A 14,154-nucleotide genomic window follows, 5' to 3' on the forward strand; every position below is an offset into this window, starting at 1 on the left:
CCTCAATTCAGAACTCTTGATTCAACCCGTACCGGTTTGTTCGCGCGCAACATCAGGCCCAGCCCGACAAACAGCACCGGCACCACCATGGAAAAGTGCCGGGCGAAGGAGCCGAAGTCCGGTTCGAACAAACCCTGAACCAGCAGAAACGCCAGCGGAATCGCGATCAGTTCCTTGGGTTTGGTCTCGATCGGCGCGCCTTTGTAATCGGTGGAGGTGATGACTTTGAACAGCAGCAGAGCAGTCATGATCATCAGCGCGACGAAGATCACCTGCCCCGGCCCCGACAGCAGAATCAGCTCCACCGGGAACGACAACCGGAAGAAGATGATCATCGAATCCAGCGCCTGCGAGACGAAATCACTGCCGGTGAGCCACGACACAATCAGCGATTTGGAGCCCTCCTCGCCTGCGGTGCGCAACTCGTTGTTGCTCGCGCGAATCGACGACACCGGAAACCCCAGCGCCAACTGGATAGCCATGGCCACCGCCAGATAAAACAGGAACAACATCAGGAAGAAGGTGAAACGCGACACGTACTTTTTCATTACGCAGACGCCAAACCACGACAGCGAAAACAGAATCCAGTAAGGCCGGATCAGCACACCGTAAATCACCGCCGAGAGGAAAAAACCGCTGCGGTATTTACGCGTTAACGAGCTGAACAAAATGCTCAACACCGCCACCGACACAATGATTTCCTTGGTCAGGTTTTCCAGAAAGAACGACCGCACCACGCCCCACAGGCACAGGGTGCCGAAGATCGCCAGCGGCATGCGCCGGAACACCACCACCGGGATCGCCGTAAGGAAAAAATTGCAGAACATCCCGTAGGCCCAGGCGTTGGTCAGGTTGATCCCGGTGGGCCGCAGCAGGAACGCCGAACATTCGTAGGAAGAGCGGTCCGGCGAGAACGGGTTCCAAAAGTTGCAGTTGTCGGCGCGCGCGTAGGACGACCACAACGTCATCGCATCCGGGCCCGGGTCACGCGGGATCAGCAGCGGCATCGCCACCGACAGAAACAATCCGGTGAACAGAATCAGGAACGACAGCGAGGAATCGAGTCTGCGTCCGCGAAACTCGATGCACGGCAGCTTCAACCCCATGCCAGCGCCCCTTTTGCACGGGTCGCACGGGTCAATAGCGCAATCACGCCGAGCTGCACGATGATCGCGAAGACATTGCCCCACGCCGCGCCATAAATCGAATAGTGCTTGATCAGCCCATAGCTGACCGGCACCGACACCAGCAGGCAGATTGCCGCGCTGGCGAATGACACCCGACTGTTTTTCGAGGCGATCAGACCGCCCCAGACGATGTCGCCGATGGCCCGCAGGGCGAAGGAAAAAATCAGCACGCCGAGGATCGCGTTATCCGGACGCGGCACGCTGGTGGCGACATAATCGAGCACCACGTTGAAGAACAGATAAATCAGCACCGCCACTGCCGCCGACACCACCAGCGAGCGCATTACCCATTTGTTGACGAACAATTGCCGGACCGTGAACGCCTGTTGATCGGCCTGAAATCGCTTGGCCAGCACCGGAATGCCGACCACCGCCACCACCGCGTAAGACAGCGCCTGCAAGGTGTTCGCCGCCGACCACGCGTACACGTATTTACCGAGGCTGGCGTAGGGTTCGAGGTCGGCGATCAGAAAGCGCTCGGCGTACTGACTCAAGGCGATCAACCCCGTACCGAAATAAAACGGCAACCCGGCTTTCCATACGGTCGCGGTCGTCAGCGCCGCGCTGACCCGGCCTTTGTGCACATTCACCACGATCAGGTAACCGGCGATGATCACCAGCACGTTCGCCGCCACCCATAGCCACAGCACACTGGCGATGCCGGACACCCGGTCGAGCATCATCCCGCCCACCGCCAGCAGCGCCCAGAGGCCGGTCTTGATGAAAAACAGCAGCGCGCCCGCCGTGGCTTTCTGCGCGGAAAACACGAACGAGTTGATTTCGAACGACAGGTGTTCAGTGAGCAGCACCAGCGTCACGCAGAGGATCAGCGCAGTGCTCGCCTCGACCTGCTGAAACAGCGAGTAGATCCCCACCGTCAGCAGCGACAGCAGCAGCCCTACCGCCAGGTACAGCAACAGGACTTTGTCGACCACCCGCCGCGAACTGCCGCCGACGCTGATCAACCGATTGATCTCGGAACTGAACCCGACGCTGTAAAACTTTGAGGCGATCAGCGAAGCCGCGACCACCACCCCATAAAAACCCAGCGCTTCGTAACCCAGGTAATGGGTGATGGCCAACACCAGCAGAAACTTCGCGCCTAACGCTCCACCGCGCAGCAGCAGGCGAAATATCATCGAACGATCCCTTTGATGATCTCGTCCATGGCCACGGTTTTTGCCTCGATTTCGCGGCAGGTGTCGGTCAGGCGCTTGCCGAAATTCGACAGTGCGTTGGGCGCGTAAACGGTGTCGATGATGGTGTCGACATTGATGTCGCCACCATTGATCACCCAATCCTCCACGCCCATGTCCTGATAGGCGCCGAAGCCCTTGCGCTCATAGCTGATGTGGTACGCCGGAACACCGGACAGCAGCGACTCGATGGCGCCGTGCAGGCGCACCGAGATCACCAGGTCGGGCTGATATTGGGCAATTGTGGCCTTCAGCGACAGCAGGTCTTCGGTGATACCCAACTCGCGATAGAACGCCCCGTCATCATTGCCGCGAACGGCGCTCTGTACTGCGCAGACCACTTTGCTTTTGTTCTTCAGGCGCTGCAGCAGCAGCTTCAGGTTGGCGACGTAGGCGACCTTCTTGTCCTTGCTCCACTCCGGCGGCTTGCGCAGGACCACGCAGACAGTGGCCGGCGATGCGGCGCAGCGGGTGAACTTGGGTTGCATAAGGATCTTGCTCGCCAGTGACTGCACCGCCAGGTCCGGCGCGCGGTAGACGTTTTCACAGGCATCGAACATCGCCGAGGAGCGGTTATCGCGCACGAACACCGCATCAGCACTTGCGTAGTGCTCGACGATCTTGCGGCTCTCGCCATGGAACGGGCCGATGCTTTGCGGCAGGTACACCGAGGGCACTTTGCTGAGGATCGCCGTTTCCAGTTGCTTGGCGTGGCCAAGCTTCAACTTGATGTGTTCGAAGGCGCTTTTGGAGCGCATGTAACCGCCACCCACACCGACGATCAGATCAGTCTTCTGCAACAGCTCCGCAAGGCCGGCATACGACTGATTGAGGAACACCGCCTGCTTGACTCGGCCCAGGCCCTTGGCCGCCATCACCGGCGCGTCAAAACGCGGGTGCGGCAAATAGTCGAAAGACTGCGGATCGGACGCCACGACATTGATCGCGGTGTCTTCGCCAAAGTTGCGCTGCACCAGCGCAATGGCCAGATCGACGAGCAGGCCGTCACCGGAGTTGGAGGCACTGTAGCCATGCAAAATCGTTACGTTCATAAGCTGAGTTCTACTTAATAAGTGGGAGCGCAATACACGTCGTAGGTCTGGCGGATCATCAGCGCGGCGCTGAAGCGTTCGCGCACGATGTTGCGGCCTTCGCTGCCGAGGTCGAGCAACCGCGGCTTCTGGATTCGCACCAGCACATCGGCCAGCGCCTGGTGGTCACCGGTGGGGAAGACATAACCGGACACCTCATGGGTGACCAGTTCGGGCAACGATGTGCAATTGCTGGCGATCACCGGCAACCCCATGGCCATGCCTTCGAGCGGCACCATGGCGAATCCTTCCCAGCGACTCGGGACGATCAGCGCGTCGGCCTGTTGATACAGCGCGTGCACCTCGGCCGGCGTGACCCACGGCAGGTACTCGACAGCGTCCATCTCGGGACACTCGACCGTGTCTTCGTTGACCGCACTGCCAACCACGGTCAGTTTCAGATCGCTGCGCTGCACCTTGGCGAAGGCCTTGAGCAACACATCGAAGCCTTTCTGGTAGTCGAGACGACCGACGAACAGCAGATGAATCGGCTCGGGGCTCTGAGCCCTCGGCGCCTCGTCACGCTGATGAATGCCGTTGTAGATCAGCTTCATGCGCTTGCGCTGAATGCCGAAACGCGCCGCCTTGTCCATTTCGTAGCGGCTGACGCAGATGATCACGTCGGTGACTCGCTGCAGGACCCGTTCGATCCACGCGTAGATCTTTTGCTTGGTCGGCGAGCTTTCCATCAGGAACGAAAACGCGTGCGGGCAGTAAACGATTTTCGGTTTGCGCCACGGCCGCAGAAGCACGCAGACCACCCGGCCGATCACCCCGGAAAAGGTGCTGTGCAAATGCACCACATCGGGTTTTTCCTTGATCATCACCCGGGTCAACTGCCAGGCAAAACGCAGCAGTGAACGCACATCGCGGCCGCTGCGTTCGAACGTGCGAATCTGTCGTTCGTCGATGCCGTGCAGCTCTTTTTTCTGGTCAAGCGGCACCAGATAGACCAGCTCGTAGTTCGACTCCTGATCCTCGGGGGAAGCCGAGATGGTACGAATAACGGTGGCGACCCCACCTTTTATCGTTTCAGCCACGTGCAGTATTTTTTTCACAACCCACCCACTTTCATGCCTGTTGGAACGCCCCTGAAACTCAGGATTTGTCCGACGCGTATTCGTAGTTGTAATAACCGTAGTTGCCGTTGCCGTAGTAGCTGGCCGCGCGCTTCTCGACGCCGTTGAACACCGCGCCCTTGAGCTCGATGCCGTTCTGGGCGAAGCGCCGAATGGTCATTTCAATTTCTTTGGCCGGGTTCACCGCAAAACGGGTGACAATCAGGCTGATCCCTGCTTCGCGCCCGACAATCGCTGCGTCGGTCACCGCCAGCAGCGGCGGCGTATCGATGATCACCACGTCGTAGCGCGCACTGAGTTCGGTCAGCAGGTCGCGGAAGTTGGCGTGCATCAACAGCTCCGAAGGATTGGGTGGAACCTGCCCACGGCTGATGAAGTGCAGGTTGTCGATTTCCACGGTGTTGATGGCCTGCTCGATGCTGCAACGCTTGACCAACAGGTCCGACAGGCCATTGGCGATCGGCACGTTCAGCGACTTGTGCAGGTGGCCCTTGCGCATGTCGGCGTCGATCAGCAACACGCGTTGACCGCTTTGCGCCATGACCGCTGCGAGGTTGGACGAGACGAACGTCTTGCCGACCTGCGGGCTGGGACCGGAGATCATGATCCGGTTGTTGGTCGAATCCAGCGCGGCAAAATGCAGGCAGGTGCGCAGGCTGCGAATCGACTCGATGGACAGGTCGGTCGGATTGCGCAGGGCCAGCAGATAGGCCGGCGTTTCAGCCGTGCTTTTGACCCGCACTTTTTTACTGTCCTCTTCGCGCTGCAATGCGCTGTAGGGAATCGAGGCGTACACCGGCAGCCCGAGCTGCTCAATGGCTTCCGGTCCTTCCAGGCCTTTGCTCAGGGATTTGCGCAGCAGCACCAGCGCTACGCCGACAAAAGCGCCGAGGAACGTTGCGATCAATACAATCAGGGCTTTTTTCGGCTTGACCGGGCTGGTCAGGTCGACATCTGCCGGGTCGATCAAACGCACGTTGCCCACCGCACCAGCGCGGACGATGTCCAGTTCCTGCGACTTGTTCAGCAACTGCGTGTAGATCTGCGAAGCCACTTCCACATCGCGGGTCAGGTTGAGCAGCTCCTGTTGCGTGGCTGGCAGATCCCCGACCTTGCCTTCCAGCGACTTCTGCTGCTGGGTCAACTCACCGATCTGCGACATCAGGGCGCGATACGCCGGATGCTGTTTGGTGAACTTGCGATCCATCTCGGCCTGCTGCATTTTCAGCTCGGAAATCCGCGTTTCGAGCGCAACGGACTGACCGAGCACCGACTGGGTTTCCAGGGAGATGTTCACGGTCTTGCCGTGGGTCTGGTAGGCGTTAAGCGCATCGCTGGCCTTGGCCAGATCGCGCTTGACCTGCGGCAACTGGCTTTGCAGGAACGCCAGGCTCTGCGCTGCTTCTGCCGAAGTGCGACGCACGTTTTGATCGACGTACAGCGCAGCGATCTTGTTGAGGATCTTCACCGCCTCGGGGGCATCGGCGCTGGCCAGTGCCAGACGGATAATCCCAGACTCTTTACCTTGCTCGGAAATATCCAGCGCATCCTGGTAAGCCTGAATGGTCACGATTCGCGGATTGCGCACCACTTCAAAACGCGTGCCCGGGTTGGCCGACAATTGCGCGACCTGCCCCTCTACGCCGTCCTGCGCGAAGGTTTCACCCGCGACGCCCTCGACCAGCACGTTGCCGTTGTCATCGAGCAACTGGAAGCGCTGCTGTTCGCCCGCCACCAGTGTCAGTTTCTTGCCCAACAGTTCTTTGGGCAGATTGAGCCGGGCGAACTCCAGACGCTCGCCACCCCAGGCGTAACTGTTAAAGCCAAAACGCGGCGGCGCCACGCTGAACTCGGTTTCGCCGCGATAGCGCCTGGCGAGAAAACCGCCGATGACCGGGAAGGTGTTGGGGGTGACGTCGATATCCAGGCGCAGGTCATCGACAGTTTTGCCGATCACCGCGCGAGACTTGATGATGCCGATTTCGGTCACCGACGGCGATTGGCCGCCGAGCATGCTGCTGAGGTCGGAAAACCCGAGCATGTCGTTCTTTTTCGGTTCGACCTGCACCAGCGCGTTCGCCAGGTACACCGGCGTCGCCAATACCGCATAGGCAACACCCGCGGCCATGAAGGCACCGGTGAATGCACCAATCAGCCATTTCTGGTCGATCAAACTGCCAAATATGCCGAGAAGATCAATACTGTCCTGATCGTTATCACGGTTGGCGATTACTGACGGTAACTGCATAAGTCTGTTCTTACCATTCACTGATCTGAAGAATATTCATCAATGTCCGAGGCGCTGCGCCCACGAGCTAACAGCATCTTCAATCAATGCATGGGCATGAATAAAAGCGGCCTTACCTTGACGATAGGGATCCTGTATTTCGCGTTCGCTCTGCCACTTGCCAAGAAGGAACACTTTGCCTCTGGCGTGCGAGGCAATCTTCAGTACCTGATTCATATGTTGTTTTTCCATGACCAGAATCAGGTCCGATTGATTGACGATATCGGCGGTCAATTGCCGGGCGGTGAAGCCCTCGGCGCTATGCCCGTGATCTTCCAGAACCTGGCGCGCCGAAGCTTCCATGCCTTCGCCAACCCGGGCCGCGAGGCCTGCGGAGGTCACCGAGATCGTTGAGGGGGTCAGCGCGTTACGCAGCAGAAGCTCTGCTGTCGGACTTCGGCAAATATTGCCAACGCACACGACAAGGATATTTCTGAACAAGGTTTACTTTCCTGTGTAATATCATTCTGCCAACATCTAGTGCGGATCTTAATGAACCCACTAGATCATCCTGCACTCAGAAATAGATTCGCCCTGTTAGTACCAGCGTATTAAGTACCACAGCGCCAAAAGTCGCCCAAACGGAATTACCGGACTAAAAATAACTGTGATTTTCAGGTCTTGGTTTCCTGACAAAAAATAACATTTGCGCACTTAGTGACACTGTTAGTTTCGAATGAGGTATCACGAGATACCTATTCGCCGTTGTCACTTCTCACCCGGAGAGCCGACATGAAGTCAGCACATCTCAAACGATTGAGCCTTTTGACCTTGCTGCTGCTCAGTACAGCCAGCCAAGTCAACGCCAGCGAGCTGTTCCCGGCATTGCCCACCCATAAAACCATTGGCGTGCAGGTCAAGGTCCAGAACTTCTCTGCCGCAGACGCCCAACTGATCAAGACCACCGGCTTCAGTTTCGTGCGCTTTGGCGTTTGGACCGACAGCCTGAGCACCCAGGCCTATCAACAGCAGGTCAGCGACGCCTTCGCCGTGGCACAAGCCGCTGGCCTGCCGGTATTGATGACCCTGCGCACGACTCAGCCATTAAATACCAGTGATCTGGCAGCCGCAGGCGTCGCGTACGCCAACGCGTTGGCCAGCCTGGCGACAACCTACGGCTCGCAACTGGTTGCCATTGAACTGTGGAATGAGCCGGATCTCGACGCCTACTGGCCGACCGGGAATTTCGACACGACCTTCGTGCCATTCATGAGCGCAGCGTGCAAGACACTGCAAGACAAGCCTCAGGCCACGCCGGTGATCGGCTTCGGTTTCGCCCGGCCGCCGACTGCCGGCTCGGCGTCCACGGTGGCCCTCAACCGAATCGTCAGCCAGTACCCTAAATGCCTCAACGCGATTTCCTATCATCCCTATGGCATGACGGGCACGCAGATCAGTAACGCCCAGGCGTTTATCCAGCAAAACTTCCATCTGCCGGGGGTGATCAGCGAATGGGGCATCTCGGCGCTCAGCTCCAACGGCGGGACAGAAGGTCAGGCCAGTAAAATCAGTGCGTTTGTCGCCGATATCAAAACCCGCAACATTGCGCTGACCTCCATCTATGAATGGAAAAACAGCGACACCGGCAGCAACGACCGCGAGAAGAATTTCGGCCTGCTGACCTCCGACGGTCAGCCGAAACCGGCGGAAACCGCCGTCAGAACCCAACTGACTCAGCAATAAGCTCCTCCATGTGCTCAAGGGGCGCTGACCGTCAGATGCGTTGAACCTGCGGCCGATTTTGGCATCGTATTCATCGATACCGCGCCCCACCTTTCAAACAGCCGTTCTCAGGTTGTTGCCACCGGGGAACCCGATACGCCTTGATGCCCTTGAGTGGCTGTCAGCGCTCGGGTAATGTCGTCAAACCCACAGGACAGAGCACACCCATGACTTCCAAGCTGGAACAACTCAAACAGATGACCACCGTGGTTGCCGACACCGGCGACTTCGAAGCGATTGCCCGGGTCAAGCCGGTCGACGCCACTACCAACCCTTCCCTGCTGCTCAAAGCAGCGGCCATTCCGGCTTACGCCGAACTGCTGAACGCTTGCGTCAGCGACTGCAAGGGCGATGTGGGCCTGGCCAGCGACCGCTTTGGCGTCGCCGTGGGCCAGGAAATCCTCAAAGTGATCCCGGGCCGTATTTCCACCGAAGTGGATGCGCGCCTGTCGTTCGACCAGGACGCCGTGCTCAAGCGTGCGCATCGCCTGATCGAGCTGTACGACAAGGCCGGCATCGGCCGTGACCGCGTGCTGATCAAGATCGCTTCGACCTGGGAAGGCATCCGCGCTGCCGAGATTCTCGAAAAAGAAGGCATCCAGACCAACCTGACCCTGCTGTTCTCCTTTGCCCAGGCCGCTGCCTGCGCCGACGCCGGGGTGTTCCTGATCTCGCCGTTCGTGGGCCGCATCTACGACTGGTACAAAAAGGCCAACGGCAACGACTACACCGGCGCCGATGATCCGGGCGTGCAGTCGGTCACCCGCATCTACAACTACTACAAGGCCAATGACTACAAGACCGTGGTCATGGGCGCCAGCTTCCGCAATCTGAACCAGATCGAGCAGTTGGCCGGTTGCGACCGCCTGACCATCAGCCCGGACCTGATCGACAAGCTGGCGGCAGACACCGGCAAACTGGAGCGCAAACTCGCCCCGGGCCATGCTGGCGAAGCCCGCCTGAGCCTGAACGAAGCGCAATTCCGCTGGCTGTCCAACGAAGACGCGATGGCCACCGAGAAACTGGCCGAGGGTATTCGTCAGTTTGCCCGTGACCAGGAGAAGCTTGAGGCGCTGCTGCAGGCCAAGCTGTGATCTGAGCCACTGGAATGCAAAAAGGGCGAACCTTCACGGGTTCGCCCTTTTTTTTCGCTCGCGCTGGAAGACGCATCGTCCGAACTCTCGCCTTCGCGAGCAAGCCCGCTCCCACAGAGGGAATGCATTTCAAATGTGGGAGCGGGCTTGCTCGCGAAGGGGCCGGCCCAGACAACATCACTTCACCAGATCAATGCCGCTCGAGCGCATTCACCAGGTCGTGGAAGGCTTCGCGATTGGAATCGTTCAGCCCCATGAGGATCTTGTGCGCTTCCAGCACCTTGATCCGCACCACTTCTTCGGACTGGTCCTGATCCGGCAAGTCGTCCAGGCACTCGGGGCACGGCACCGGGTGGTTGACGATGTTGAACACCTGCTCGAAGCCCATCGACTGCAGCAGACGCGTGATGTCTTCGTGGGTGGTGACGACGGTCGGCAGCAGGCCGACCTTTTGCCGCGACAGGATCGACAGCTTGGCCAACAGGCCCAGGGTGGTGCTGTCGATGCTGCGGGTTTCGGTCAAATCGATCACGATCGCGTTGAAATTCAACGCGGTGAAGATTTTCTCAATAGTCGCATCCAACGCCGAACACAGGGTCAGGCGAACTTCACCGACGAACTTCAGGACGAAGGTGCCGTCCTGCTCGGCGAACTGGATTCTACCGGTACTCATTGAAGGTTCCTGCTCAACACCAACAGGGCGATATCATCCGGCATCTCCCCTAGCGTGGCCAATCCAAACACTTGCCGCAGACCATCCAGGCTGCCGCCCGCCGACTTCACCCGTTGAGGCAAAGCAGCTTCTTTTTCTTTGAGCGTAGGTTCTGGCAATAGATCCAGAATGCCGTCGGACATCAGCGTCAGGCTGAAGGTCGCAGGCAGCTCAAGCACGTGATCTTCGTAGGTGGCCTCATTGAACAGGCCCACCGGCAAACCACGGCCTTCGAGGTAACGAACACTGTCAGGCGTGTACAACACAGGCAACGGCAGATGGCCGCCGATGCTATAGGTCAACAAACCGGTCTCCTCGTCGATGACTCCACCGACCATTGTGACGTGTTTGCCCAGCTTACAACTGATCAGCCCCCGGTTGATATGACCAAGAACTTCCGAAGGCTTGAATTCCGGCAACGTACCGTTGCGTTTGGACTCGAACAGCAGGCGCGTGGTCATGAACTTCAGCAGCACGGTGACGAACGCCGAAGAGGCGCCATGGCCTGACACGTCGGCCAGATAAAACGCGACCCGACGCTCGTCGACCCGGAAATAGTCGACAAAATCACCCGACAGGTACAGCGACGGGATGATCTGGTGGGCAAACTGGAACTCGTCGATGCGCCACGGACTTTCCGGCAGCATGTTCATCTGCACCTGGCGACCGGCGTTCTGGTCTTCCTGGAGCAGGTTCAGGCTGGCTTCGAGTTCGCGGTTGGCCTTCTCCAGCTTCTCGCGGTAGCGCTGGTTCTCCAGCAGCAGGCGCGCACGATCCAGCGCCCGACGCACAGAGTGCTCGAGCACGGCCAGGTCTTCGAGAGGCTTGATCAGGTAGTCCGCCGCACCCAGGCGCAGCGCCTCGACCGCGTCGTTCATCACGCCGGCACCCGAAACGACGATCATCGGCGTTTGCGGTGACCGCTCGGTGACCTGACGGATGAGTTCGAGACCGCCCATCTGCGGCATGCGCAGATCGCAGATGACCAAGTCGGGCTTGTCTTGCTCGAATACCTGAAGACCCTGTTGGCCGTTGCTGGCCTGCAGGACGCTGAAACCACTGTCTTCCAAATAGGCCGCGAGGCTCGCGCGCACTACTTCGTCATCATCGATTATCAGCAGCGTGGCACTGGTTTTTGGCATGTGGGCAAACGGCGCCAGAATTAGGTTGGCGTAGCAGGCGGGGCATTGGCCCGGCTCAGACTACTGGATTCGCTTTCTAGCCTCTCTGCTGCACCGCTTTCGAGCATTGGCCCGGAACGCGATTGCACCAGAGGTGCCCTTCTAAGGCGCAGACGGTACTCCCATCCGCGGGGCGTTTCAAGCATGCGCCGATGGTCGCTTGACGACTTTACTTGTCAAATCACCGAGAGTTATAAGAACAGCTCAAACCGTAACCCAATGGAAGGACAAAGCCATGAGTCAAACCGGTCGAGACTACAGCGAAAAGCGCGATTTCATCCGTATGCGGGTCGATGCCGATGTCGTGTTGATTCATGAAGGGGACGAGGTGTCGGGCGTGTGCATTGACCTCTCCAGCAGTGGCATGCAGGTTGAAGCGCCGCGCCAGTTCGCGGTTGGCGACCGCTTGAGCGTGCGCATCGATTCCGATCACGCAGCACTCAGCGGGCTGGAAGCGGAGACCGAGGTGGTCTGGGTCAAGGCCCAGGAAGGCGACAGCCAGAAGCTTGGCCTGACCATTCTGAAGATGAAATAAGCGCACACAAAAAAGGCGGCCCCAAGGGCCGCCCTCTCTTTATCGGTCGAGATTAAAAATCGTCTTCGACCTGACCATCCTTGACCTTGAACTCGCGGTTCTGCAGGTACGCATTGCGGATGAAGGTGTACTTGTCGCCGCTGATCAGCTTCTCGCTCGACAGCAGGCTGGCGCGGGTGTCGACGATGTTCAGGCCGAATGTCGAGTTACGCACCGGGATGTCGTTGATGTAGCGGTACGGGGCAGTGTAGCTGTCGACATACTTCGAAGGCGCATCACGCAGGGTGCTTGGACCGAGCAACGGCAGCATCACGTACGGACCGCTGCTGACGCCCCAATAGCCGAGGGTCTGGCCGAAATCTTCGTCGCTGCGATGCAGGCCCATCTTGGTGCCGACGTCGAAGAAGCCCAGCAGGCCGAAGGTGGTGTTGAAAATGATTCGTGCGGTATCGACGCCGGCCGCTGCAGGTTTGGCCTGCAGAATGTTGTTCGCCAGGTTGGTGACATCACCGACGTTGCGGAACATGTTGTGAATGCCGTCTTCGAGGAACTGCGGCGTCACGTATTCGTAGCCCTGCGCAATCGGCTTGAGTGCGTAGGTGTCGACGAAGTCGTTGAACTGGAAGATCGGGCGGTTGACGCTTTCCCAAGGGTCTTCTTCCGTTGCGGCGTTGGCGGCAAACGGAACCAGCAAGACGCTGGCACATACACATAGCTGAGCGAGAGGGTTGCTCCAGCGCATAGAAAAGCTCCTTGGATTTTTACTGGCGCGGGCACCGTCGGCCCAAGCATCAAGACCGCTAGTATAAGCGCAAAAGCTATTTTAGGCAGTCCACCCGTGAGCAGTAATGTAGGACGTTTCCTGAAGCCCCTTTCATACGCTTGTCATCCAACTGTCACCGACGCCCCCTAGCCTCATGACTATTTCAGGGACGTTTTCATGACACACGCTGAAGCCTTGCCTGTCGCCGCACCCGGCCTGACCGCCGTGCTGTTCGGACTCAGCGGATGTCTGGTGGATTTCGGTGCCCGTGCCCATCAACACGCCAGCGCGCTGCCCGAGCACGCCGACGCCACACCCGGCGCCCTCGACAGCCTGCTCAGTTTGCAGCGCCAGCAGATTCCCTGTGCGTGGATCGATGAGTTGCCCCCTGCCCTCGCGCAACCGCTGTCGGCCCTGCTGCCGGCGTGGATCAAACCGACGCAATATTCAGCAACAATCAATCCATGGCCGGCGCCGAACGCCTGTTGGCAAGCACTGATGGGGCTGAACGTGGGTCGTCTGGATGGCTGCGTGCTGGTCAGCGGCGAGCCGCGATTGCTGCAATCGGGCCTCAACGCCGGGTTGTGGACCATTGGCCTGGCGTCCTGCGGCTCGCTGTGCGGCCTGTCGCCGAGCGAGTGGCAAGCCCTGAGCCAGAAGGAACGCGAACAGCGCCGCGCCAAGGCGACCCTGCAGTTGTTTGGTCTGGGCGTGCATTCGGTGATCGATCATCTGGGCGAACTCGATACCTGTCTGGCCGACATCAGCCTGCGCCGCCTCAAAGGCGAAAAGCCCTGATCGGGATCATGCAGGCTGGAGCAGAGTGGATTAATCTAAAGGTCAGCCATAGACCTTTGGCGCGCGGCTGCGGTCAATGCCAGTGCCTCTTGATAAAAGGAACCACACCATGCCCGCCCAAGAACTGCAAAAACAACTCGACACCCTGCGCGAGCAATTGGAGCAGAATCCGCCGCTGTCCGAAGCCGAGCGTGAAGATCTGCATGCGCTGATGGCGCAGATCGAATCGGAAATCAAACTGGAGAGTGCCACGCAGGACGCCAGCATCGCCGACGGCGTAAACCTGGCGGTCGACCGCTTCGAACTCGAACACCCGGCCATCGCCGGCACCCTGCGCAACATCGTCAATGCGCTGGGCAGCATGGGGATCTGATCGCCCTGCGCTGAAATGCAAAAAGCCCTGCCATCACTGGCAGGGCTTTTTCATTTCTACGATTTGCAACACCGCCTCCTGTGGGAGCGAGTCTGCTCGCGAAGGCGTCGTGTCAGTCGACATCATCGTTGAATGA

General features: G+C 58.9%; 14 protein-coding genes. 5 read left to right on the top strand and 9 right to left on the bottom strand.

Annotation, left to right across the window (positions count from 1 at the left end):
* Positions 1-2 precede the first annotated feature (2 nt).
* The 6 genes from AC1UK9_RS18815 to AC1UK9_RS18840 are packed head-to-tail and all read right to left on the bottom strand — an operon-like array spanning position 3 to position 7,281.
* Positions 3-1,106: a hypothetical protein gene (locus tag AC1UK9_RS18815; RefSeq protein ID WP_025111088.1), complete on the bottom strand. Its 1,104-nt coding sequence runs from the start codon at positions 1,104-1,106 to the stop codon at positions 3-5.
* The gene (locus AC1UK9_RS18820; RefSeq protein WP_482578275.1) at positions 1,097-2,326 is read right to left on the bottom strand and encodes an MATE family efflux transporter; all 1,230 of its coding nucleotides are present in this window, start codon (positions 2,324-2,326) and stop codon (positions 1,097-1,099) included. The genes AC1UK9_RS18815 and AC1UK9_RS18820 overlap by 10 nt, the downstream gene beginning before the upstream one ends.
* The gene (locus tag AC1UK9_RS18825; protein WP_482578276.1) at positions 2,323-3,435 is read right to left on the bottom strand and encodes a polysaccharide pyruvyl transferase family protein; all 1,113 of its coding nucleotides are present in this window, start codon (positions 3,433-3,435) and stop codon (positions 2,323-2,325) included. The genes AC1UK9_RS18820 and AC1UK9_RS18825 overlap by 4 nt, the downstream gene beginning before the upstream one ends.
* A gap of 14 nt (positions 3,436-3,449) precedes the next feature.
* Complete coding sequence (locus AC1UK9_RS18830; protein ID WP_482578277.1) at positions 3,450-4,532, bottom strand: glycosyltransferase; 1,083 nt, start codon at positions 4,530-4,532, stop codon at positions 3,450-3,452.
* Between the two features lie 40 nt (positions 4,533-4,572).
* A complete protein-coding gene (locus AC1UK9_RS18835) occupies positions 4,573-6,801 on the bottom strand; it encodes a polysaccharide biosynthesis tyrosine autokinase (RefSeq protein WP_482578278.1) in 2,229 nt (742 codons plus the stop codon).
* Between the two features lie 39 nt (positions 6,802-6,840).
* On the bottom strand, positions 6,841-7,281 hold the full coding sequence (locus AC1UK9_RS18840) for a low molecular weight protein-tyrosine-phosphatase (RefSeq protein ID WP_081794885.1): 441 nt from the start codon (positions 7,279-7,281) through the stop codon (positions 6,841-6,843).
* A 291-nt stretch (positions 7,282-7,572) separates the two neighbouring features.
* On the opposite strand from AC1UK9_RS18840, the gene AC1UK9_RS18845 reads away from it, so the two are divergent.
* Together AC1UK9_RS18845 and tal are read left to right on the top strand one after the other, a co-directional pair.
* The gene (locus AC1UK9_RS18845) at positions 7,573-8,523 is read left to right on the top strand and encodes a glycosyl hydrolase family 5 (protein WP_482578279.1); all 951 of its coding nucleotides are present in this window, start codon (positions 7,573-7,575) and stop codon (positions 8,521-8,523) included.
* A gap of 206 nt (positions 8,524-8,729) precedes the next feature.
* Positions 8,730-9,656 (top strand): transaldolase, encoded by a 927-nt coding sequence (gene tal, locus AC1UK9_RS18850; protein ID WP_025111081.1) that lies wholly within the window; start codon positions 8,730-8,732, stop codon positions 9,654-9,656.
* A gap of 190 nt (positions 9,657-9,846) precedes the next feature.
* On the opposite strand, the gene rssC is transcribed toward tal, so the two are convergent.
* Together rssC and rssB are read right to left on the bottom strand one after the other, a co-directional pair.
* Positions 9,847-10,329, bottom strand: a complete 483-nt coding sequence (rssC, locus tag AC1UK9_RS18855; protein WP_003226553.1) for an anti-sigma factor antagonist RssC — start codon at positions 10,327-10,329, stop codon at positions 9,847-9,849.
* Positions 10,326-11,510, bottom strand: coding sequence for a two-component system response regulator RssB (gene rssB, locus AC1UK9_RS18860; protein ID WP_025111080.1), 1,185 nt, complete (start codon positions 11,508-11,510; stop codon positions 10,326-10,328). The genes rssC and rssB overlap by 4 nt, the downstream gene beginning before the upstream one ends.
* Before the next feature lie 274 nt (positions 11,511-11,784).
* Here rssB and AC1UK9_RS18865 point away from each other — a divergent pair, with 274 nt between their 5' ends.
* Positions 11,785-12,084 carry a PilZ domain-containing protein gene (locus tag AC1UK9_RS18865; protein ID WP_025111079.1) on the top strand — a complete coding sequence of 100 codons (300 nt, stop codon included), beginning with the start codon at positions 11,785-11,787 and terminating at the stop codon, positions 12,082-12,084.
* A 52-nt stretch (positions 12,085-12,136) separates the two neighbouring features.
* Here AC1UK9_RS18865 and AC1UK9_RS18870 read toward each other — a convergent pair whose 3' ends face one another.
* Positions 12,137-12,826 carry an MlaA family lipoprotein gene (locus tag AC1UK9_RS18870; RefSeq protein ID WP_025111078.1) on the bottom strand — a complete coding sequence of 230 codons (690 nt, stop codon included), beginning with the start codon at positions 12,824-12,826 and terminating at the stop codon, positions 12,137-12,139.
* A gap of 198 nt (positions 12,827-13,024) precedes the next feature.
* Between AC1UK9_RS18870 and pcrP the strand changes: the two genes are divergently transcribed.
* On the top strand, positions 13,025-13,645 hold the full coding sequence (gene pcrP, locus AC1UK9_RS18875) for an HAD superfamily inactivated hydrolase PcrP (protein ID WP_025111077.1): 621 nt from the start codon (positions 13,025-13,027) through the stop codon (positions 13,643-13,645).
* Between the two features lie 109 nt (positions 13,646-13,754).
* On the top strand, positions 13,755-14,018 hold the full coding sequence (locus AC1UK9_RS18880) for a DUF4404 family protein (RefSeq protein ID WP_083368391.1): 264 nt from the start codon (positions 13,755-13,757) through the stop codon (positions 14,016-14,018).
* The last annotated feature ends 136 nt before the right edge of the window (positions 14,019-14,154 follow it).

Source organism: Pseudomonas sp. AK-TSAG1-1 (assembly GCF_056821665.1).

Coding starts and splice junctions, on each gene's coding strand:
- AC1UK9_RS18835 (WP_482578278.1), bottom strand. CDS start 6,801: ATGCAGTTACCGTCAGTAATCGCCAACCGTGATAACGATCAGGACAGT.
- pcrP (WP_025111077.1), top strand. CDS start 13,025: ATGACACACGCTGAAGCCTTGCCTGTCGCCGCACCCGGCCTGACCGCC.
- AC1UK9_RS18820 (WP_482578275.1), bottom strand. CDS start 2,326: ATGATATTTCGCCTGCTGCTGCGCGGTGGAGCGTTAGGCGCGAAGTTT.
- tal (WP_025111081.1), top strand. CDS start 8,730: ATGACTTCCAAGCTGGAACAACTCAAACAGATGACCACCGTGGTTGCC.
- AC1UK9_RS18825 (WP_482578276.1), bottom strand. CDS start 3,435: ATGAACGTAACGATTTTGCATGGCTACAGTGCCTCCAACTCCGGTGAC.
- rssB (WP_025111080.1), bottom strand. CDS start 11,510: ATGCCAAAAACCAGTGCCACGCTGCTGATAATCGATGATGACGAAGTA.
- AC1UK9_RS18845 (WP_482578279.1), top strand. CDS start 7,573: ATGAAGTCAGCACATCTCAAACGATTGAGCCTTTTGACCTTGCTGCTG.
- AC1UK9_RS18870 (WP_025111078.1), bottom strand. CDS start 12,826: ATGCGCTGGAGCAACCCTCTCGCTCAGCTATGTGTATGTGCCAGCGTC.
- AC1UK9_RS18880 (WP_083368391.1), top strand. CDS start 13,755: ATGCCCGCCCAAGAACTGCAAAAACAACTCGACACCCTGCGCGAGCAA.
- AC1UK9_RS18865 (WP_025111079.1), top strand. CDS start 11,785: ATGAGTCAAACCGGTCGAGACTACAGCGAAAAGCGCGATTTCATCCGT.
- AC1UK9_RS18815 (WP_025111088.1), bottom strand. CDS start 1,106: ATGGGGTTGAAGCTGCCGTGCATCGAGTTTCGCGGACGCAGACTCGAT.
- rssC (WP_003226553.1), bottom strand. CDS start 10,329: ATGAGTACCGGTAGAATCCAGTTCGCCGAGCAGGACGGCACCTTCGTC.